Source organism: Ensifer sp. SL37 (assembly GCF_026672675.1).
Classification (GTDB): Bacteria; Pseudomonadota; Alphaproteobacteria; order Rhizobiales; family Rhizobiaceae; genus Ensifer; species Ensifer adhaerens.
Genome location: NZ_JAPPRN010000001.1, coordinates 398,111 through 418,045, shown reverse-complemented (window position 1 = coordinate 418,045; position 19,935 = coordinate 398,111). Strand labels below are relative to the sequence as shown.

The 19,935-nt window shown below is 63.6% G+C and carries 17 protein-coding genes; 11 read left to right on the top strand and 6 right to left on the bottom strand.

The window, feature by feature from the left end:
* Positions 1-203 precede the first annotated feature (203 nt).
* The 11 genes from OVA00_RS01970 to OVA00_RS01920 all read left to right on the top strand — a co-directional run bounded on the left by OVA00_RS01970 (position 204) and on the right by OVA00_RS01920 (position 13,512).
* Positions 204-1,523, top strand: coding sequence for a lipopolysaccharide biosynthesis protein (locus tag OVA00_RS01970; RefSeq protein WP_089043724.1), 1,320 nt, complete (start codon positions 204-206; stop codon positions 1,521-1,523).
* A gap of 40 nt (positions 1,524-1,563) precedes the next feature.
* A complete protein-coding gene (locus OVA00_RS01965) occupies positions 1,564-2,661 on the top strand; it encodes a GNAT family N-acetyltransferase (protein ID WP_246812741.1) in 1,098 nt (365 codons plus the stop codon).
* 127 nt (positions 2,662-2,788) lie between these two features.
* Positions 2,789-4,429 carry a GumC family protein gene (locus tag OVA00_RS01960; protein ID WP_060530256.1) on the top strand — a complete coding sequence of 547 codons (1,641 nt, stop codon included), beginning with the start codon at positions 2,789-2,791 and terminating at the stop codon, positions 4,427-4,429.
* A gap of 13 nt (positions 4,430-4,442) precedes the next feature.
* Positions 4,443-5,774: an O-antigen ligase family protein gene (locus OVA00_RS01955; RefSeq protein WP_034799223.1), complete on the top strand. Its 1,332-nt coding sequence runs from the start codon at positions 4,443-4,445 to the stop codon at positions 5,772-5,774.
* On the top strand, positions 5,767-6,537 hold the full coding sequence (locus OVA00_RS01950; protein WP_268087773.1) for a polysaccharide deacetylase family protein: 771 nt from the start codon (positions 5,767-5,769) through the stop codon (positions 6,535-6,537). Before OVA00_RS01955 ends, OVA00_RS01950 begins: the two co-directional genes overlap by 8 nt.
* An 8-nt stretch (positions 6,538-6,545) precedes the next feature.
* Positions 6,546-7,790 carry a glycosyltransferase family 4 protein gene (locus tag OVA00_RS01945; protein ID WP_268087771.1) on the top strand — a complete coding sequence of 415 codons (1,245 nt, stop codon included), beginning with the start codon at positions 6,546-6,548 and terminating at the stop codon, positions 7,788-7,790.
* A gap of 344 nt (positions 7,791-8,134) precedes the next feature.
* Positions 8,135-9,235 carry a glycosyltransferase family 4 protein gene (locus tag OVA00_RS01940; RefSeq protein WP_244497290.1) on the top strand — a complete coding sequence of 367 codons (1,101 nt, stop codon included), beginning with the start codon at positions 8,135-8,137 and terminating at the stop codon, positions 9,233-9,235.
* A 173-nt stretch (positions 9,236-9,408) separates the two neighbouring features.
* A complete protein-coding gene (locus tag OVA00_RS01935; RefSeq protein WP_034799228.1) occupies positions 9,409-9,771 on the top strand; it encodes a VanZ family protein in 363 nt (120 codons plus the stop codon).
* Between the two features lie 77 nt (positions 9,772-9,848).
* The gene (locus OVA00_RS01930; RefSeq protein ID WP_268087769.1) at positions 9,849-10,847 is read left to right on the top strand and encodes a glycosyltransferase; all 999 of its coding nucleotides are present in this window, start codon (positions 9,849-9,851) and stop codon (positions 10,845-10,847) included.
* Positions 10,847-13,009, top strand: a complete 2,163-nt coding sequence (locus OVA00_RS01925) for a glycoside hydrolase (protein ID WP_192445403.1) — start codon at positions 10,847-10,849, stop codon at positions 13,007-13,009. The genes OVA00_RS01930 and OVA00_RS01925 overlap by 1 nt, the downstream gene beginning before the upstream one ends.
* Positions 13,010-13,092: 83 nt before the next feature.
* Entirely contained in the window at positions 13,093-13,512 is a 420-nt protein-coding gene (locus OVA00_RS01920; protein ID WP_034799235.1) for a CBS domain-containing protein, read from the top strand.
* A 63-nt stretch (positions 13,513-13,575) separates the two neighbouring features.
* Here OVA00_RS01920 and OVA00_RS01915 read toward each other — a convergent pair whose 3' ends face one another.
* The 6 genes from OVA00_RS01915 to OVA00_RS01890 form a co-directional block, all read right to left on the bottom strand.
* Positions 13,576-14,283 (bottom strand): OmpW/AlkL family protein, encoded by a 708-nt coding sequence (locus OVA00_RS01915; protein ID WP_268087768.1) that lies wholly within the window; start codon positions 14,281-14,283, stop codon positions 13,576-13,578.
* A 192-nt stretch (positions 14,284-14,475) separates the two neighbouring features.
* Entirely contained in the window at positions 14,476-15,222 is a 747-nt protein-coding gene (locus OVA00_RS01910; RefSeq protein WP_268088495.1) for an ABC transporter ATP-binding protein, read from the bottom strand.
* On the bottom strand, positions 15,216-16,025 hold the full coding sequence (locus OVA00_RS01905; protein WP_268087766.1) for an ATP-binding cassette domain-containing protein: 810 nt from the start codon (positions 16,023-16,025) through the stop codon (positions 15,216-15,218). Before OVA00_RS01905 ends, OVA00_RS01910 begins: the two co-directional genes overlap by 7 nt.
* Positions 16,022-16,873 carry an ABC transporter permease gene (locus tag OVA00_RS01900; protein WP_060521747.1) on the bottom strand — a complete coding sequence of 284 codons (852 nt, stop codon included), beginning with the start codon at positions 16,871-16,873 and terminating at the stop codon, positions 16,022-16,024. Before OVA00_RS01900 ends, OVA00_RS01905 begins: the two co-directional genes overlap by 4 nt.
* The gene (locus OVA00_RS01895; protein WP_090295980.1) at positions 16,870-17,835 is read right to left on the bottom strand and encodes an ABC transporter permease; all 966 of its coding nucleotides are present in this window, start codon (positions 17,833-17,835) and stop codon (positions 16,870-16,872) included. Before OVA00_RS01895 ends, OVA00_RS01900 begins: the two co-directional genes overlap by 4 nt.
* Before the next feature lie 219 nt (positions 17,836-18,054).
* Positions 18,055-19,599 (bottom strand): ABC transporter substrate-binding protein, encoded by a 1,545-nt coding sequence (locus tag OVA00_RS01890; protein WP_268087764.1) that lies wholly within the window; start codon positions 19,597-19,599, stop codon positions 18,055-18,057.
* Between the last annotated feature and the right edge of the window lie 336 nt (positions 19,600-19,935).

Sequence of the window (19,935 nt, the reverse complement as noted above, 5' to 3'; positions counted from 1 at the left end):
ATGTCGCTGGAAAACTCTGTAGACGTGCGGACCGCAGCCTAGTGCAATTGAGTAAACGGAAGCTGAAATACAATTGCCGCGAGCACGTTAACCGCGCAATCATTTCTGCCTGTTACCTTGCGCGTGATCAGAGGCGGGTGCTCGCTGTCATTGAACGCTTTTTGCGCGCAACAATGACGGGTTGAGATCAAGGGCAGATCGGAATGGCTTCGGAAGGTGTGAAGGAACGCGCGCACAAACCGTTCCTCTCGATGATCATATCCTATGCTGCATCCGGCGGCAGCCTTGTCATTGGCTCGGCTGCGCAGCTTCTGACCTTTGCGATCCTCGCGCGCTTTCTCGGCGTGCATGAATTCAGTGTCTTCGTCGCAATCACGGCCGTTGCCAACATCGCGGTTCACCTTTGTGGTCTCGGCGCGATGGAGTGCCTGGTGCGCCGTGTCGCGCGCGACCGGGGCATGTACCCGCAGATGCTCGGCCACAACATCATTCTGACCTCGATCAGTGGCGTGCTGCTGGTGTTGCTCGGCGCAGCGGTGTTGCCGTTCTTCTTCACGCTTTCGCCCGATCCCGCGGCCAATGTCGCGGTGATCACCTTGATGCTCGTGACCAACATCATCTTCGTGCGGGTCATCGTGCTGGCGGAGCAGATCTTTCTTGCGCATTCGAATTTTGCCTCGGCCAACAAGGTGGTCGTCGGTTTCGCCCTGGCGCGCACCATAGCTGCAGCGCTCGCCTGCATCGCCTTCGGGGTCGCGACGGTGGCCTCCTGGGCTGTATGGCAGTTCGTATGCCATGTAATCGTGGCCCTCGGCTGCTGGCGGGCGGTCAAGGGGTTGGGACGCCCGACCTATGGCATCGTGCGGGAAGAGCTGCCGCTCGGTCTCTATTTCAGCATCCCGTTCATCCTGCGCGCCGTCCGGCAGAACGCCGACCTTCTGGTCCTGAGCCTCGTGGCGAGCGCCGAGGTCATGTCCAGCTACAGCGTCGCGCGGCGCATGCTGGAGAGCAGCTATCTGTCGGTTGAGGCCTTGAACCGGCTGATCTATCCGGGTTCGGCAAAGGCAACGGCAGCCGGCCTGCACCACGCCTTCGAGCGCGTGCGCAAAGTGCTGTTCGCGGCCACCTCGATCAGCATTGCCGCGGCCGTTGCCGTTTTCGTGCTGGCGCCGGTGCTGCCCTATCTCTTCGGCAAGGACTACGTCTCCCTCGTTTCCTTCGTTCGCATCCTGTGCTGGGTTGTGGTGCCGCTCGCCATGTGGTCGGTGGCGATGGAGGCCCTTGGTGCGTCCGGCCACCATCCGGCGCGCGCTTCGGTCATGGGCCTTGGCAGCGTGCTTGGTGCGGCACTCACCGCCTGGGCGACCTGGTACGCACCGCCGACAGGCACGTTCATTTCCTTCTACGTGATCGAGACCGCGATGGTGATCGTCTCATGGGCGGTCTTCCTGCGCTTCGTGCGGCGCGATCGGGAACAGGCCGGCGCGGCCTCCCTGTCGACGGGGGTGGTGCATGGAGGTTGAGCTCGGGAAGATCCAGGCCGCACGGTCGTCCGGACGGGAAATGCCCCGGATGGGCAACGTGCGCGCCATGGAACCCCGGGATATCCCAGCCGTCAGCAGCATGTTCACCCGGATCTTTCGCAAGCGGGAGCAAGAGGCGAGCGCGGAGCTTCAGAACTATGTCGAGACCATCTTCTTCGGCAGCCCGCTTTATGCGCCGGAACACGGCAGCATCGTCTACGACGACGGGACCGGCGGCATCGGCAGCGCCATTCTAGCGATTCCCATGGAGTTCACGGTCAACGGCCGCCGAACGGTGGCGAAACTTCTCTGCGCCTTCATGTCCGAGGGCAAGGCCGGTGCGGTCGGCGCCGCCTGCCTGGCGCGCGCCATGCGGGCGACACGGCAAGACATGTGTTTTTCCGACAACTCGTCTCCGGTCAGCGCCGATCACTGGGTCGCTGGCGGTGGCGTCGTGCTGCCGATCCAGAGCCTCGACTGGCGCCGCTCCTTCCGTCCGTTCAGAGCCTGGGGGCTAACGGTTGGCAGGCAAGTGCGCCTGCTCAGATCCCCGATACTTTCCAAGCCGCTTGCGCTTGCGGACCGGCTTTTGCGCCGCCGCCGCCCGCGCACGAAACCCGATCCGGTGGCCGGCTGCACGACGCACGCCATTGATCCTGCTGCCTTCGTCGATCTCGCAGAACCCATGCTGCAGCGATTTTCCGTCAGGCCGGTCTGGTCGCGCAGCGAATTCGACTGGCTGGTGACGGTCGCGCGACTGAACACGCCGCTCGGCGAGCTTCTCTGCCGCGAGGTCCGGGATGAAAGCGGGCGCGTCATCGGCGCTTATCTCTACTTCGGCAAGGCCGGCGAGCGGGCAACGGTGCTCAACGTCGTCTGCGAGGCCGGCCGTGAGTTCGCCGTCACCGCACAGATGTTCCATGCGCTTGACGCCGAGGGTTACGCGCTCGCCGTCGGCAGCTCGCAGCCGTTCCTCATGAATGCGATCTCGCGCCAGAGATGGCTGTCCTTCCACCATCGCGGCTATTTCTGCATGGTGACGCGGCATGCGGATCTGAAAGACGCGGCCCAGCGCAACGATATCTATGTGGGCGGTCTGGCATCGGAGAGCTGGAGCCGGTTGTTGACCGACTTCTGAAGCGACGGGTTAAGCGGCAATCCTGCCGTTTAACGGAATATTCACCGTACAACCTTAATTCTGCGCTAGAAGGCGGCTCGCGGGGTCACGATCTTCGCGTCTTGATGGGCGTGCGTGAGGGATGCTTATGTATAGGCCGGACGAGGCCGGAAAACAGGGGGCCAGCCAACCGGCACGCGAGCAGCGTGCACCGGTCGAAAGAGGCTCGCTGCTCGATCTGCTCTCGTCAGACCTTCACGAAGCGAAGTCTGGCGCTGACGGTTCGGCAACAGACCGGCCTGCCGAAGTCCAGCATCAATCCAGAGATGTTCCGAAAGCCTCGCCCCATCCGGCTGACTTGGTACCGCCCGTGTCCAGTGCGGCCGGCGCGCGTCGCGACAGCTATTTTCCCGGGTTGAGCGGCCTCAGCCGGATCGGCGTCGACGATATCATCGGCTGGTTGCGCGACGGGCTCATCTGGATAGTGCTGGCGCTCGTCCTGTGCGTGGGGGCCGCGCTCGCCTATGCGATGACGGCGACGCCCCGCTATACGGTCTACACCGATATCGTCGTCGATCCGTCCAACCTCAATGTCGTCAGCGATGACGTCTTCACCACCAATCCGCAGCGCGATGCGCAGTTGCTGGAAGTGGAAAGCAAGCTGCGTATCCTGACGTCGCGCAATGTGCTGTCGCGGGTGATCACCCAGATGCGCCTCACCGAGGACCCGGAATTCGTGAAGCCCTCGGCCTTCAGTTCGCTGAAGAACCTCTTCTCGACGAAGGCGGAGCAGCAGGCCGGAAACGAGCTTGCTGCCATGCGGGCCTTGTCGGAGCGGGTGGAAGCCCGGCGCGAAGAGCGGTCCTTCGTGGTGGTGATGAAGGTCTGGAGCGAAGAGCCTGCGAAAGCGGTGACGCTGTCGGATGCGATCGTCGCGGCTTTCGAGCAGGAGCTGTTTCAGTCCGCCGCCGAGAGCGCCGGTCGCGTCGCGCAGAGCCTCAACGCCCGGCTCGACGAGTTGCGCCACAACGTCACCGAATCCGAACGCGCGGTCGAGGATTTCCGCCGCAAGAACGGGCTGCAGTCGACCAATGACGGTCAGCTCGTGAGCAATCAGCTTTCGAACGAACTCAACACCCAGGTTCTCGACGCCCAACAGCGCTTCATCCAGGCCGATACCCGCTACCGGCAGATGAACGACGCGATAACACAGGGGCGGACCGCAAGTGCATCCGAGTTTGAATCCGTCAACATGACGAACCTGCGAGAGCAGTATAACGTGCTGCAGCAGCAGATCGCCTCCATGCAGCGCACCTATGGGGAGCGCCATCCCCGCCTCGTCAATGCGCGCTCGGAGCGTGCGAACCTGGAATCGGCCATGGCCGACGAGGCGCGCCGCATCCTCGATCGCGCCAAGGCGGACATGGACCGGGAGCAGCAGGCCTTTTCGGCCTTGCGCGCCAAGGCGAGCGACGAGAAGTCGAACGTGTTCTCCGACAACGAAGCCCAGGTGCAGCTGCGAGACCTCGAAAGGGACGCGCGCGCCAAGGCTGCCATCTATGAGACCCACCTGGCGCGCGCCCAGCAGATCACCGAACGCCAGCAGATCGACACGACTAATGTTCGCGTGATCTCGCGCGCCTTGCCGCCGAATGCGCGCAGCTGGCCGCCGCGCACCGTGGTTCTGGTCGCCGGCGGCGGTTTCCTGGGGACTATTCTCGGCATATCCCTCGCGCTTGCCCTCGGTCTGTGGAGATACATCCGTCGTCCGCAGCCCCTGGCGCCGTGAGAGGGCGGCCATCGTGCCCGATCTCAGCGGCAGCCCGGCCAATTCTGCAGAAACCTTGAGGGTCCGCGTCGGGACCTTCCTGTTCCTGGCCATTTCCATCTACTACTGGATCCCCTTTCATTCCTTCGTCGACCTGACCAAGGAAAGTCTGCTGGAACCGGGCGGCGACAATTCCAGCCGGCTGAACCAGATCGTGGCACTGCTGCTGTTTGCGGGCGCCTCCTGCTACGGTGTGCTGCATCCGATGCGGCGTGGGCTTATGCAGCCGCGGGTGCTGCTTGCGATCCTGCTTTTGTGGGTGCTCTTTGCCTGCCTGGTCTCCGCTCATCCGGCCAACGGCATCAAGGCGATCATCCTGACGACGATGGTTGCGGTCAACGCCAACGTCTATCTGCTGCTGCCGGCCAACGAGCGGCACTTCGCCAAGATGCTGGCGGTCTCGACGCTCGTCATGCTCGCGGTTGCCTATTACGGCGTCCTGTTCAAACCGCTTCTGTCCATTCACCAGGCCAACGAAGTGCTGGAGCCGATGCATGCAGGGCTGTGGCGCGGCCATTTCCGTCACAAGAACGAAGCGGCGGTCGCCATGGTGCTTGCCTCGTTTCTCGGCCTGTACGTCCTGCGCCGGTGGTCGAAGCTTGTCGGCCTGACCATCGTTAGTCTGGCCTTCTTCTTCCTCATCCATACGGGAGGAAAGACCTCGACGGCGATGTTGCCGGGCATTCTGCTTCTGGCGTGGCTCTTCGAACATGTGCGCTTGCTGCGCATCCCGATCGCGATCGGCGGCGTGGCCCTGTTCAACCTTTTCGCCGTCGGGTCGGCCGTCTTCCGACCGCTCGGCGAATTCGTCTCGTCGCTCGGCATCGACGCGACCTTCACGAACCGGGCCGATGTCTGGCGCTTCGCCTTTTCGGTGATCGCCGAACAGCCGTTTATCGGGCGAGGCTTCAAGGCCTTCTGGCAGACCGAGGAAGTGGTGTTCAGCGGCGGTGGCATCGAGACCTGGGCGGTTCGTGCGGCCCATGCGCACAATTCGTATCTCGAGACGCTTCTCGTCATCGGCATTCCGGGGTTGATCCTCACGCTGCTTTGGCTGGTGGTGCTCCCGCTCTATCATATCTCGCGCATTCCGCCGGCCCGGCAGCACAGCGACCTCACGCGGCTGTTCCTGCGGATCTGGCTCTATTCGATCTACAGCGCCAGCCTTGAGGCCTTCTTCTTCGATGGTCCGAATGTGCTGTGGTTTACCTTGCTTTTCGCGATTTGCGGTTTGCGCCTGCAGTCCTCGGCAGCGCTTGCAACCGAACCACGCCCGCTTGCACAAAGGATGGTGGCGCATGCCTAGTTTTTCACAGGCTCTGTCGAGGGTCGACGGCCTTGTCGACCGCGTCGCCAACCGGCTTATCTGGCGTCTCGCGTCGAAACCCCGTGATGTCATAACCGACGCGCCGCTCGTGTCCTTCACCTTCGACGACGTGCCGGACACAGCACTTCACAATGGCGCCGCTATTCTCGAACGTCACGGCGTGCGCGGCACGTTCTACATCGCCGGGGGGCTTGCGGGGCGCGTCGAAACCGATCGTACCCTGATCTCGCCCGAGGGCTGCGCGGATCTCGCCCACCGGGGTCACGAGGTCGGCTGCCACACCTTTTCCCATAGCAAGATCAGGCGTTTGGGCGGAAGTGGGCTTGCCCGGGATCTCGACCGCAATGCCGCCTATCTCAGGCAAAGCGGCGTCGGCCCGGCCGCGACCAACTTTGCCTTTCCCTACAACGCCGCCTGGCCGCTGGCGCGCCGGGAGTTGGCGCGCCGCTACCGCACCTGCCGCGCGGCCGGCGAGGGCATCAACCGCACGGCCGTCGATCCGCTGATGCTGAAGGCCGTCGAGATCCGGCAGCCGGAGACGGACGCGCAGGCGCTCACGGGCTGGATCGAAGATGTCGTCGATCGGCCTGGCTGGCTCGTGTTTTTCACCCACGACATCGCCCCGCGCCCGACGCCCTATGGCTGCACGCCCGAGACCTTCGAGAACCTGGTTCGCTACGCGGTTGAGAAGGGCTGTGTCGTGTTGCCGGTCGAGCAGGCGCTCGACAGGCTCGGCTGGTAGGAGGACGCATGTCGCGGCAGGGAAACGGCGGCAACAGGCTGCTCGCCATCAACAATTACTTCTATCGCCGTGGCGGCGCGGAGGCGGTCTTTTTCGACCACATGAAGATGTTCTCGGACATCGGCTGGGACGTGGTGCCCTTCGCCATGCAGCACGAGGATAACGAAGCCTCGCCATGGTCCGAGTATTTCGTCTCCGAGATCGAGTATGGTCGGCGTACCAACCTCCTGCGCAAGGTGGTGCAGGCGGCGAGCGTCATCTACTCGCGCGAAGCGCAGAAGAACGTCAGCCGGCTGATCGAGCGCGCGCGGCCCTCCGTCGCCCATGCGCACAACGTCTACCATCATCTTTCGCCCGCGATCTTCTCGACGCTGAAGGCGGCCGGCATTCCGGTCGTCATGACCGCCCACGATCTGAAGCTCGCATGTCCCTCCTACAAGATGCTGCGTGACGGTGCCGTCTGCGAGGACTGTCGCGGCGGGCATATCTACAACGTCTTGCGTCATCGCTGCATCAAGGGGGAGACGACGCTGAGCGCGGTCGTGCTCGCTGAAACCATGGTCCACCGTGCGCTCGGTCTCTACCGCAACAAGGTGGACCGCATCGTCGTGCCGAGCAAATTCTATGTCGAGAAGCTGGTCGAGTGGGGCTGGCCGCGCGAACAGATGGTCCATATCCCGAACTTCGTCGATGTCGGCGTCTATTCGGCCGACTGGGTCGAGGGCGACTATTTCGTCTTTGCCGGACGCCTGGCCCCGGAGAAGGGGTTGGCGACGCTGATCCGCGCGGCGGCCACATCAGGCCAACGGCTGGTGATCGCCGGAACCGGCCCCGAGGAAGCGATGCTGCGCCAGTTGGTTGCGCAAACCGGCGCCGACGTGACCTTTGCCGGCTATCTCTCAGGCCAGTCCCTGCATCGTCTGATCGGAGAATCCTGGGCGCTGGTTCTGCCTTCCGAATGGTACGAGAACGCGCCGATCAGCGTGCTTGAAGCCTATGCTTTGGGGCGACCGGTAATCGGCGCCTCGATCGGCGGCATTCCTGAAATGATCCGCGAGGGTGAGACGGGCATGACCGCGATTTCGGGCGACGCCGATGATCTCGCCCGCGTGCTCTCGACGATGGCCGGTCTGCCAGTTGCCGAACGCGCTGCGATGGGTGCTTCGGGCCGACACTGGATCGCCAGTGAGTTCTCCGCGGCCGCCTATCGTGAAAGAACGGTCGACCTCTACTCCAGGCTGGGAGCGGTCTGATCTCGTCCGGCATTAACGTTACGATACAATTTGTAGTAACCTGGGCTCGCCCTATGGTTTTCGGTCATTTATATAAGGGGTGAATGAAATATCTTGGCGATGATTAAGTATATCGCCCTAGTAAACGGAACGGGCAACCTTCGAGGCGACACATGAGCAGAAAGCCTGATGTTTCGCGAAGTCATCGCCAGCAACAGCCGGTGATTGCGCAGGAGATGGTGCAGACCGGACTGTCGGACGGAGCCGGCCGGTTGCCTCGGCATAGCGCGGCGCTCGCAGGCCGGCAGCATGGCCACCCCGTTCAGAGCGGCGCGCTGGCCGCGCGCGGCGAGCGCAAGCGCGTGATGATGCTGGGCTTGCGCGGCATCCCCAACGTTCAGGGCGGCGTCGAGAAACACGTCGAAATGCTGGCGAGCAAGCTGCTCGGATACGGCTGGGACGTCGAGGTGGTCGGACGTCGTCGCTATCTGGAGGATCGTAACGCCTACGCCTGGAACGGCGTCGACGTCGTCCCTCTCTGGGCACCGCGCCGGATGGCGTTGGAAGCCATTGTACATACCTTCCTCGGTGTCTGGCTCGCCGCCTGGCGGCGCCCGGATGTCCTGCACATTCATGCCATCGGCCCCGCGCTGATGACGCCGCTTGCGCGCATGCTTGGGCTCAAGGTCGTGGTGACCCACCATGGCTACGACTATGACCGGCAGAAATGGGGCGGTTTCGCCAGGCGCACGCTGAAGCTCGGAGAGCGCCTCGGCATGCGGTTCTCGAACGGACGCGTGGCGATCTCGAAGGACATCGCCGAGACGATGCATGCCCGGCACCATGTCTCCATGACGCTGGTCCCGAACGGCGTCCAGGTCACTCCGCCGACCGGCGAGGCCGGCATTCTCGCGGAGTTCGGCCTGGAACGGCGGCGCTATATCCTGCTCGCTGCCCGGCTGGTTCCGGAAAAGCGACAGCTTGATCTCATCCGCGCTTTTGCCAAGTGCGACTTGGCCGATATGAAGCTCGTTCTTGCCGGCGGCGCTGAATTCGAAACGCCCTACGTCAAGGAGGTGAGGGCGCTTGCGCGCGACGTGCCGGGCGTCGTGCTCACCGGCTTTCAGACAGGCGACAGGCTGGCGGAACTCTTCGACAATGCCGCCCTTTTCGTTCTGCCGTCCAGCCACGAAGGCATGCCCATTGCGCTGCTTGAGGCGATGGCCTACGGGCTGCCGGTGCTTGCAAGCGATATCGTCGCCAATCAGGAGATGGAACTGGCGCCCGACGAATATTTCCCGTTGGGCGACATCGACGCGTTGGCGTCCGGTATCGTGGAAAAACTCGCAGCCCCGCTCAGCGACGAGGAGGTGCGCGAGCGTGCGGCGCACGCGGAAGCCGCCTATAGCTGGACAAATGTGGCACAAAGGACCGCGGCGGTGTATAGCGCGTTGCTGGCGAAGTAGCCGGACGTTCGCGTCCGCCGTGTCGCCGGCCGGAGCTTGCCCCGTGCGTTCACCACGCACCGCTCACCTCAAAAATGCGGCCGCGCCCCCGCAACGCGATGAACGCGCAGGCGCCGTCGCCGATCGTTCGATGATTGCCGTGCCTCGCACGCCTCCTGGAAGACAAGCCGACAATGACTATCAAACGCGCCGCCAGCCTCTTCGCATGGATCCTCTTTGCCGTGATCGCCTATTCGACGATGTCGCCGCTCGACCTGCGGCCCCGCATCGGGCACCTGGTCCATCTCGAACGGTTCGGTGCCTTCGGCCTGCTGGGCCTGCTGTTCGCGATCGCCTATCCGAGGCGGCTGGGGCTCGTGCTGGTTCTGGTCTTTGCGACGGCCATCGGCTTCGAGCTGCTGCAGATGGTCTCGGCCGATCGCCACGCACGCGTGACGGATGTGATGGTCAAGCTTCTTGGCGGCGCCTGCGGCGTCTTTGGCGGCTGGTTCCTTCATCGCTTTCGCTTGCCGCTGCTGCGACTGCTGGGGCGGTAAACCAAAACGCAAAATATCGCCGATAAGATCGGCGGCAACCGGAGCAGGCCTGCGCTCCGTCGAGACTGGGGGATCGCGTGGCAGTATCCGTCATCATCAAGACGCTGAACGAAGAAAAGCACATCGCCGCGACCATTGAAAGCGCGCTGAAGGCGCTCGAAACCGTTGGCGGCGAGGTCATCGTCGCCGATAGCGGCTCCAGGGACAGGACGGTGGAGATCGCCTCGCGCTATCCGGTCGTGATCGCACAGATCAGCCCGCCGGCACTTCCGAGCTGCGGCATCGGCCCGCAACTCGGCTTCCAATACTCGCGCCACGCGCATATCTGCCTGCTCGACGGCGACATGTTGCTGGACGACGATTTCCTCGAAGTGGCGGAAGCGTTCCTCGCCGAAGACCCCGAAGTGGCTGGTGTCACCGGCCATGTCCAGGAGATGCTGACCTCAAACCTCGAATTCTCCCGCCGGGTCACACGCAATTCACCAGAAAACCGGATCGGCGCGATCGACCGCATGAATGGGGGCGGCCTCTATCGCCGGGCGGCGATCGAGGCGGTCGGTTACCTGTCGGACCGTAATCTGCACGGCTATGAGGAGTTCGACCTCGGCATCCGGCTCAGAAGTGCCGGCTTTAAGCTGCATCGCCTCGACCGACGCTTCGTCCAGCATTTCGGCCACACTGACAATTCCTATCGCCTGCTCGTGCGCCGCTGGAAGAGCAAGTATCTGTTCGGCATCGGAGAACTGCTGCGCGCCTCGCTCGGCCAGCCCTATTTCCTCCAGCTCGTCAGAGAGCTGCCGGAGCTCAAGCTTTGGGCGCTGGTCTATCTCTGGTGGGCGTCGTCGCTTGCGATCCTGCTGTTCGTGCCCGATAAACTCCTTGCGCTCGGCATCGTTCTTGCGATCCTTGCCGGCGTGGTCGGGCTGATGAGCCTGCGCAAAGGCGGTTTCAGCATGGGGCTTTATACCGTCGTCGCCTGGTTCTTCCATGCAGCGGCGCTGCCGGTCGGCTTCTTCCGGGCGCGCCGAAAGCCTGACGCGCCGATCGAAAGCAAGCTGCTCGGGGCCCCGGCATGATGCGGCGGCCATTGCTGGTAGCCGCGGCAGCGCTTGCTGCTGTCTGCTCGCCGGCGCAGGCATCGGACCAGTGGCTTGCCGTGCGGGAAATTTCCCTCGAGTTCGAGGCTGGCAGCCCTCTCGATTTTTCGTCTTTCCTGCCGAACGGCACGATCGATGCGGATCACCGCCTGGTCGCCGGTGCCGGCGGGCGGCTTGCCTTCGCGAAGTCGCCGGACAAGCCGGAGCGCATGCTCTGCGCATCGCTTGCCTGGAGCCCAGCCTCCGGCGGGTTTCCAGATCACGAAACGGCTGACCGCTACGCCCGACAGCTGGCGATGCGCGGCTACAATCTCGCCCGGCTGCATTTCGTTGATGGCAGCCTGATGTTCGGCCGGGACCGCGACTTCGATTTCGACCCCGAGACGCTCGACCGTGTCCACTACCTGCTGGCGGCGCTGAAGAAGAACGGCATCTACTGGATGATGGACGGCCTCTCGTCGCTGCGCGGCGTTTATGGCGGTTTTGACGATCGCTGGGACGATGGCGGTAACCTCAAGCTCGAGCTGTTTGTCGACGAGCGGGCGTTCGACCACTGGAAGCGCATGCAGGAGATGATCCTCGGGCGCGTGAACCCCTACACGGGCGTGGCGCCAATCCGCGACGATGCGCTCGCGGTCGTCATTCTCGCCAACGAGAACGGCATGGAGTTCGACACCGTCGTGCACGATCGGCCGGGCAAGCCGCCCTATGATCCGCAGCTTGCCAAGCCGTTCAACGTGTGGCTCGCCAAACGCTACGGATCGACCGAGGCGCTTGCCAAGGCGTGGCCTGACCTCCGCCCGGACGAGACGATCGAGGCGAGATCCGTGGCGCTGCCGGCGGACCGCTACGTCCCTGCTCCGCGGCTGCGCGACCTGCAGGCCTTCTTCACCGAGACGGAAGAGGCCACGACCGCGCGCATGAGCGAGGTGCTCCGCAGGCTCGGCTACCGCGGCTTGATCAGCAACTACAACAACTGGCCGACGGTGCAGGCGTCGCTCAGCCGCCGCGGCCTCGAAGCCGTAACCATGAATACATATCACGACTGGGTCAGCGGCTACGCCCCGGGAAGCAAGACGACGCAGGTCAGCTCGATCGCCGACGGTGTTAATTATATCCGCATGATCGCGGCAACGCGCTGGCTCGACCGGCCGTTCCTCGTCAGCGAATATGATCATCTGTTCTGGAACCGCTACCGCTACGAGGCCGGGCTGGCGATGCCGGCCTATGCGGCGCTGCAAGGCTGGGACGCGCTTTGCCGACATGGCCATGGCCCGATCGTTCTTTCCTACGGCGAGCCGTTCCCGCACAAGAAGGCGATGCTGCCTTATGCCATCGCGCTCGATCCCGTCGCGCGCGCCGGCGAGACGCTGTCGGCGCTTCTCTACCGGCGCGGCGACGTGGCGACCTCAGCCGTCACCGTCCCGTTTGCGGTACGTGGTGAGGAGGATCTTTCCGACGACATGCAGGCCCGCGAACCGGAACGCCTGACGGACCTGGCGTTGGTCGGGCGGATCGGTCTTGAACTGAACCGGCTCGGCGATGTGCCGGCGGTGAAGCAACCGCGCCAGCAAGACAGCGAAGGGATACTCGGCAGCCTGCGCCAAAGCGGCGCGCTTTCTGATGAAAACGGTACCAGCATCGATACCGGCATTTACCAGAGCAGCACCGGCGAGATCCTGTTGAACCGCTTTGCCGGACAATTGCGCGTCGTCACCGACAAAACGGAGGCAGCCGCCTTCTCGACGCTGCGAGAGCCGATCGATCTCGGCCTGCTCAGGGTCGAGCGGGCCGATGGCAATGGGCTCGTTGCGCTCTCGGCGCTCGATGCGGATGGAGGGCTCGCAAGGGGCCGGCACCTACTGCTGATCTTTGCGACCGATGCACAAAACACCGGCATGGCGTTTCGCGACACCGAGGAGAAGGTGATCGAGGACTTTGGGCGGCTGCCGGTTCGGCTGCGTGAAGGCTATGTCGATCTGACGTTGGCGCGAACCGCAAAGAACTGGAGCGTTTCGCCCGTGGGCCTCGACGGCAAGGTGCATGCGCCGGTAGCGCAAGGCACGGGCGACGTCGCCTTCCGGCTCTCCAACAATGGGCCCTTCGGCCCAACCACCTATTTCCTCCTCGAATTGCGGTAAGGAGTGGCGCGGCACATCGCTGGATCAATGAATGGCCACGATGTCAGTCTATGCTCCGCCCCTTTCACGTACAGGAGGTTGAGATGAGAATATCGGAAGCCATGCATCCCGGCGCTCGCTGGATCTCTCCCGAAACCGATCTGAAGACAATCGCGCGTATCATGCGCGACGAGGACATCGGTGCGCTGCCGGTCGGCGAAAACGACCGCCTGATCGGCATGGTCACGGACCGCGACATTGCCTTGCGCGCCTTTGCCAACGGGCGGGACCCGGCGTCGATGACGGCGCGGGACGTGATGACGAGGGATATCGTCTATTGCCGCACGGACGAGACGATCGAACATGCCGTTCATCTGATGGAGGCCAAGCAGGTGCGGCGTCTGCCGGTGATCGACCAGGACAAGCGCATGGTCGGTATGCTGTCGCTGGGGGACGTCTCCCATGCGGGCAGCCAGCAATTGTCGGGCGAACTCGCCAGAGCCGTCACGGCCCACCACGTCTAAGGTCGGGCTCTACAGGGTGCGGCGCCTTTAAGAGGGCGCCGCAAGCCGTTTCGTTTGGGGCCATCAGAACCGGTAGCTGATACCGGTGCCGATCAGCCACGGATCGAGCTTGACCTTGCCGCTGACAGCACCGGCGCCGGGCAGGGTGGCGTTGACCTCCGGTTCCAGGAACAGCTTCTTCACGTCGAAGTTCAGGCCCCAGTGGTCGTCGAGCTTGATGTCGACGCCCGCCTGCAGCGCCACGCCAAAGGTGTTCTTCAGGTTGAAGCTGGAGAAATCGCCGCGGGGCCTCTCGTTGTAGAACATCGTGTAGTTCACGCCTGCGCCGACATAGGGCTTGATCTCGTCGGTGACGTTGAAGTGGTACTGTAGCGTGAGCGTCGGTGGCAGCAGCCAGGCCTTGCCGATCTCGCCGAGGCCGGCGATCGAGCCGCTGCCGCGTGCCGTGTGTGGCGTCGTGCCGAGGATCAGTTCGGCGGCGATGTTGTCGGTGAAGAAATAGGTGATGTCGAGTTCCGGCACCACGGAATTGCTGACGCCGACCTTTTCGCCGTCGAGCGCGCTGCCGTTGAGATAGAGCGTGCCCTTGTCGTCAGGCAGGACAGCCAGTGCGCGGCCGCGGATCATCCACGGGCCTGGCTCGCTTGCGAGAGGCATTTCCGGTGCCGCGACCGCGCCCGACTCGGAGAGATCTGCCGCCGTCGCGAGCGCGAGCGGCGCCGCAAGCGCGGCGAAAAGGACGGCAGATGGCAGAATGGCGCGAGTAGGCATGATTTTCCGGACCCCCAGAAGAAGTTGAACATCGCCGGTCAGGGCGTTGGCGGCAGGGATTCTGCGGCCGACGGCACTATGCTCAACGGGGCGTCTCAGCGGTTGTCTTGGATCAATGCGCGCGCGAATCACCAAGCCTTTGGGGATAAAGGTGGATTCGGCTGAAGATGCGATATCCGCGCCAATCCCCTGTCAGGCGGGCATGCGCGGAATGCTGGCAAGAAGACGCTGTGTGTATGGGTGCTTCGGGGCGGCCAAAATGTCGCGGGTCTTGCCGCTCTCGACCACCTTGCCGCGCTCCAGAATGACCATCTCCTCGCAGAGGGCCGCGACGACGCCGAGATCGTGCGAGACGAAAACCAGCGTCAGCTTCTCGGCGAGTGTCTTGAACAGCTCGACGATGCGGATGCGGGTGGAAAGGTCGAGCGCGCTGACCGCCTCGTCGGCGAGTACGATCTGCGGTCGCGCGACGATGGCGCGGGCAATGGCAATGCGCTGGCGCTGGCCGCCGGAAAACTCGTGCGGGTAGCGGTGGAGTGCATCGGCAGGAAGCCCGACCGCTTCGAGCGCCGCGGTGACCGCCTGCGTCCGGTCACCCGGGATCCGCAGCGACCGCAGCGGCTCGCCGATAATGTCGATCACTCGCTGGCGCGGGTCGAGAGAGGAATAGGGGTCCTGGAAAACCGGCTGCACGGCACGACGATAGCGCTGCATCAAGGCGCTGCTGCCGGTGTCGAGGATCTCCTCGCCGAAGCGAATGCTACCGCTGGTCGGGCGAATGAGCCCGAGCATCAGTCGCAGCAGCGTCGTCTTGCCCGATCCGGATTCGCCGACGAGACCGACGCTCACTCCCGGTCGCACCGATATCGAGACGTTGTCGAGGGTGGTCTGCTGGCGGGAATAGCCGAAGCTGACGTTTTGAAGATCGAGCATCATGATCCGGTTGCTCCCAGCGCTTCGTCGAAGAGACGGGCGGCCTCGACCAGCGTCCTGGTATAGTCGTGCTGCGGCTTGCCGAAGACCGAGCCGACCAGTCCCTCCTCGACAGCGATACCGTTCTTCAGCACGAGGACGCGCTCCACCACCTGGGCAACCACGGGCAGGTCGTGGCTGATGAACAGAAGCGCCATGCCGGTCTCGCGCACCAGCTGGTCCAGCAGCTTCAGGATCTCCGCCTGCGTCGTGACGTCGAGCGCGGTCGTCGGCTCGTCGGCAATCAGGAGCTTCGGGCGGCAGGCGAGCGCCATGGCGATGGCGACGCGCTGGCGCTGGCCGCCGGACACTTCGTGCGGGTAGGAATTGATGATGCGGTCGGGCTGCGGCAACGCCACCTTGTCGATGAGGTCGCGGACTTCGCGTTGGACCGCCTCCTTCGTTGCCTTGCCGCCGTCCCGTTCCAGACGCCGGCGAACGGGCTCGGCGATCTGTCGGCCAATCTTCATCAGCGGATCGAGCGCGGTCAGCGGCTCCTGGAAGACGACCGCTGCGGCCACGCCGCGCAGCCGGTTCATCACCCGATCTGTGGCGCCGACCACCTGTTGCCCGTCGAGCGTGATCGAGCCGGCGACAGTGATCGACGGCGGCAGCAGGCCGGTCGCTGCCATTGCCGTCATCGATTTGCCGGAACCGGACTCACCGATCAGGCCGATGCGTTCGCCGGGCCGGATTGAGAGGGAAAGGTCAGAGACCAGCGGCTTGTCGCCGGCGCGGATGTCGAGACCCTTGATGTCGAGAAGCGTCATCGCGATCTCCCCCGTGTCGGATCGGCGATATCGCGCAGGCCGTCGGCTAGGAGGTTCATGCCGATGACGAGTGCGACGAGGGCGATGCCCGGCGCGATCGCGCCGATCGGCGCCGTATAGACGGTCCCTTGCGCTTCCTGCAGTAGCCGTCCCCAGGAGGCGTTCGGGGGCGGCGCACCGAGCCCGAGATAGGAGAGCGACGCCTCGGCGATAACGGCCAGGCCGAACTGCAGGGCGAAGTTGACCGAGAGTGTCGGCCAGATGTTGGGAAGCACATGGCGGAAGACGACTCCGGCCCAGGAGGTTCCCGATGTGCGCGAGGCGACGATGTAATCCTGCCGCAGCACCCGCTTGGCAAGGATGCGGGTCAGCCGCGCGACGATCGCCGAGATGGCAAGCCCGAGTGCCAGGATCGCCGACCAGAGACTGGCGCTGTCGCTTGCCGCCACCACCAGCATGGCAAGCAGCAGGGTCGGAAAGGCGATCAGGATATCGAGCGTCGCGGCCATCACGTCGTCGGCAAGGCGCGTGGCGAAGGCTGCGAGAACGCCGAGGCTGACGCCGATCGCAGCCCCGATCACAACCGCACCCGTGCCGACCAGCAGCGCTGTGCGGGCGCCGATCATCAGCTGGGTAAGCAGGTCGCGGCCCAAGCGGTCAGTGCCGAGCCAGTGCAAAAGCGACGGCGCTTCCAGTCGTCCGCCTGAGGCGTTCAATGGATCATAGGGCGTCCAGAAGAGCGTCAGTACCGCAACGGCGACGTTGAGGCCGACGAGCGCAAGGCCGACGGTAAGCGCCAGCGAGCGCCGGCGTTTCGGCGCAGAAACGGATGTACCGATCGAGGTCATGCGTTGCCTCCGACGGCCCGTTCGCGCAGGCGTGGATCGATCAGCCGTTGGGTGAGGTCGGCGGCAAAGCCGATCAGCAGCACCAGCAGGGTGGAGATGAACAGCACGCCCTGAACGTTCGGATAGTCGCGCTGCTCGATCGCAAGCAGCAGCATCGAGCCAAGGCCTGGCAGCGCGAAGACGCGCTCGACGACGACCGCGCCGAGCAAGGTCGTCGCAAGCTCGATGCCGAGGATGGAAACGATCGGCACGGCGCCATTGCGGATGCCGTGGCGAATGAGCGCTTCGGGGAAGCTGGCGCCGAGGGCGCGCGCCGTTCGCAAGTAATCGCTACCGAGAACGTCCTGCGTCGCCGAGCGCACATAGCGCAGCAGTGACGCGCCCATGACGAGGCCGATCGTCATGACGGGCAGGGCGAGCGCATAGAGCACCTGCCCCTCATTCTGCCAGCCGCGGCGGGGAAAGCCGCCCGAAGGGAACAGCCGGAAGGTGACGGCGAACAGCGTGACCAGCAGAATGCCGACCCAGAAGACGGGGATGGCGATGCCGAGCTGCGAAACTGTCGAGATCAGTCCGCCATACCAGCGATCGGCCTTGACGGCCGAGAGGATGCCGAGCGGAACGGCGATCAGGATAGCGAGCACAAAACCCATCAGCGCCAACGGCACGGTGACCGTCAACCGCGCGGCGATCTCCTCGATCACCGGCTTGCCGCTGACGAAGGACGTGCCGAGATCGAAGCGGGCGAGGCTGCCGGCAAAGCGCAGAAACTGCTGCCAGAGCGGCAGGTTCGAGCCGACCTGTTCACGGGCCTTCTCGATCTGCACGGCATCGGCGCCGACCGAGAGAAGCGCATTGGCGGGGTCGCCCGGCAAAAGGCGCAACAGCACGAACAGCACCACCGCTGCGATCAGCAGCGACAGAAGCAGAATGGCAAAGCGGCGGACGAGATAGGTGAGAATGGCTGCATTCCTTTCTTCTCACGGGATCCGTGATCAGAGAGCTGGCTTTTGCACCAAAAAGAAGAGGGAGGCTAGAGCGTCTCTCGTCTTTGGGAGTGCCTGTGGAAGGCCTGAGAGGTGCCCGGACGAATCGGCGCGAAACGCAATCAGCCCCCGGAACGGATCCAGGGGCTGTCGTTTACGCATCCGGCGCGGATGCGCGCCGGATGGCGATGCCGCTTACTGCTCGCTCTTCTTGATGCCGAAGGCGAAGAACTGCGAGTTCAGGCCGTTCACGGGATAACCGGTGACGGCCGAGCTCGAGACGACGATCTGCGGGTAGAGGTAGAGCCAGTTGCTGGCGGCATCCTCGGCGATGATCGTGTTGGCTTCCTTGAGCTTGGCGGTCTGCTCGTCGGTGTTGGCCGCTGCCTCCGACGCTTTGATCAGGTCGACGACTTTGGGATTGTTGTAGCCCCAGTAGAAGTCTGGATTGCCGTAGAAGACGATGTCGCGGTGATTGACGTGCTCCTGCAAAGTCGCCTGGAAGTCATGTGCTTTGTAGACCTTCGTGTACCACTCGTTGGCGGTGATCACGTTGATCTCGACCTTGATGTTGACCTTGGCGAGTTCGCTCTGGATGAACTGGGCGACGATCGGATGAGGGTCGTAGTTCGGCGTGTCGAGCTTGAAGGTGAAGCCATCGGCAAAGCCCGCTTCCTTCAGCAGCGCCTTGGCGCTCTCGACGTCATAGGCATCGACGGCGGTGAGGTCCACGTACCAGGGGTCCGTCGGCGGAACGAAGGAGCCGATCAGCGTGCCGTATTCGCCCCAGATCGACGTCAGCAGCTTCTTGTCGTCGATGACGCGGGCGATCGCTTTGCGGACCTTGACGTTGTCGAAGGGGGCGACGCGGTCGTTGAAGGCGAGCAGTTCCTTGGTCGTCGACTGGCCGGCGGTGACGGTGAAGTCAGGATTGTCCTTGAACTGGGCGATCGAGTCCGGGCTCTGGACGCTGGTGATGATGTCGACGGCGCCGGTCAGGAGCGCATTGTTGAGCGCGGTCGCGTCGGTGAAGTACTGGAAGACGACTTCGCCATTGGTCGGCGCGGTCCCCCAGTATTTGTCGTTGCGGATCAGGGCCAGCGACGAGCCGCGGCGCCATTCGTCGAGGCGGTAGGGGCCCGTGCCATCTTCGCTGGCGTTCAGGTCCTTGGCCGCATCGTTGACGATCCAGACATAGCTCAGATTGTAGGGCAGCGAGATCGAGCGGGCAGACAGCTTGACCACCACCGTCTGGTCATCGGGCGCCTCGATGGCGCTGATGGTTGCAAGGCTCTTCTTGCGCGAGCTCTTGGATTGCTCTGCCGTCACGCGTTCGATGCTGTACTTGACGTCTGTCGCCGTCAGCGGATCGCCGGAGTGGAAGGTGACGCCGGGGCGAAGCTTGAAAGTGTAGGTGAGGCCATCGTCGCTGACGCTCTGCTCGGCCACGAGACCCGGCTGAACGTCGCCGGCATCGGTCAGCGTGAACAGCGCTTCATAGACATTGCCGTTGAAGGCTTCGTTGATGCCCTGGCCGGCGCCGGCGGTGTTGTCGAGGTTCTGCGGCTCATAGAGCGAGCCGATGGTGATCGAGGCATTGGGATCGAATTTCGCGTCCTCGGCAAGAACGGCCGTGCTCGACGAAAGAGCCAGCGCCAGCGTGGTGGCTGCCAAGGTTGCGCCGCGCGCCCGGCGGGTTTGCCCCGCGGTCTTGCCAAAGCCGATGATAGTGCCAGTCATGTCCCAAACTCCTGCTTATGCCTGTTGTGCGGATCGCACCGCCGCCCGAATTCTAGCCATCGGACGATTGCCGTGCATCATACTTATTCCCTAGTAATTTAGTGGGAAAATTGATTTCTTTTGTCAGGCGAAGTTGAAATTTGTACCCGCGATTGCGGCGGTTGGGCAGATGCGTGTTTCGCTTTTCATCGCTCGGTGTCGGCGGAGATATATCAGGCAGACTTTGGACGGCCCGTTGGCGCTTGAGGAATTGACGTGAACTCCTTCCGCTGATTGTGAACGCCAGGCGCCAAGCGGAAATCGATTGTTGTTCGCAAATCTTTTCCCTCGAAAATT

Excerpts from the sequence above, each read along its gene's own strand:
- OVA00_RS01940 (WP_244497290.1), top strand. The coding sequence starts at position 8,135 with ATGATGCTGGGCTTGCGCGGCATCCCCAACGTTCAGGGCGGCGTCGAG.
- OVA00_RS01900 (WP_060521747.1), bottom strand. The coding sequence starts at position 16,873 with ATGACCTCGATCGGTACATCCGTTTCTGCGCCGAAACGCCGGCGCTCG.
- OVA00_RS01915 (WP_268087768.1), bottom strand. The coding sequence starts at position 14,283 with ATGCCTACTCGCGCCATTCTGCCATCTGCCGTCCTTTTCGCCGCGCTT.
- OVA00_RS01965 (WP_246812741.1), top strand. The coding sequence starts at position 1,564 with ATGCCCCGGATGGGCAACGTGCGCGCCATGGAACCCCGGGATATCCCA.
- OVA00_RS01905 (WP_268087766.1), bottom strand. The coding sequence starts at position 16,025 with ATGACGCTTCTCGACATCAAGGGTCTCGACATCCGCGCCGGCGACAAG.
- OVA00_RS01945 (WP_268087771.1), top strand. The coding sequence starts at position 6,546 with ATGTCGCGGCAGGGAAACGGCGGCAACAGGCTGCTCGCCATCAACAAT.
- OVA00_RS01935 (WP_034799228.1), top strand. The coding sequence starts at position 9,409 with ATGACTATCAAACGCGCCGCCAGCCTCTTCGCATGGATCCTCTTTGCC.
- OVA00_RS01890 (WP_268087764.1), bottom strand. The coding sequence starts at position 19,599 with ATGACTGGCACTATCATCGGCTTTGGCAAGACCGCGGGGCAAACCCGC.
- OVA00_RS01950 (WP_268087773.1), top strand. The coding sequence starts at position 5,767 with ATGCCTAGTTTTTCACAGGCTCTGTCGAGGGTCGACGGCCTTGTCGAC.
- OVA00_RS01970 (WP_089043724.1), top strand. The coding sequence starts at position 204 with ATGGCTTCGGAAGGTGTGAAGGAACGCGCGCACAAACCGTTCCTCTCG.
- OVA00_RS01925 (WP_192445403.1), top strand. The coding sequence starts at position 10,847 with ATGCGGCGGCCATTGCTGGTAGCCGCGGCAGCGCTTGCTGCTGTCTGC.
- OVA00_RS01920 (WP_034799235.1), top strand. The coding sequence starts at position 13,093 with ATGAGAATATCGGAAGCCATGCATCCCGGCGCTCGCTGGATCTCTCCC.
- OVA00_RS01960 (WP_060530256.1), top strand. The coding sequence starts at position 2,789 with ATGTATAGGCCGGACGAGGCCGGAAAACAGGGGGCCAGCCAACCGGCA.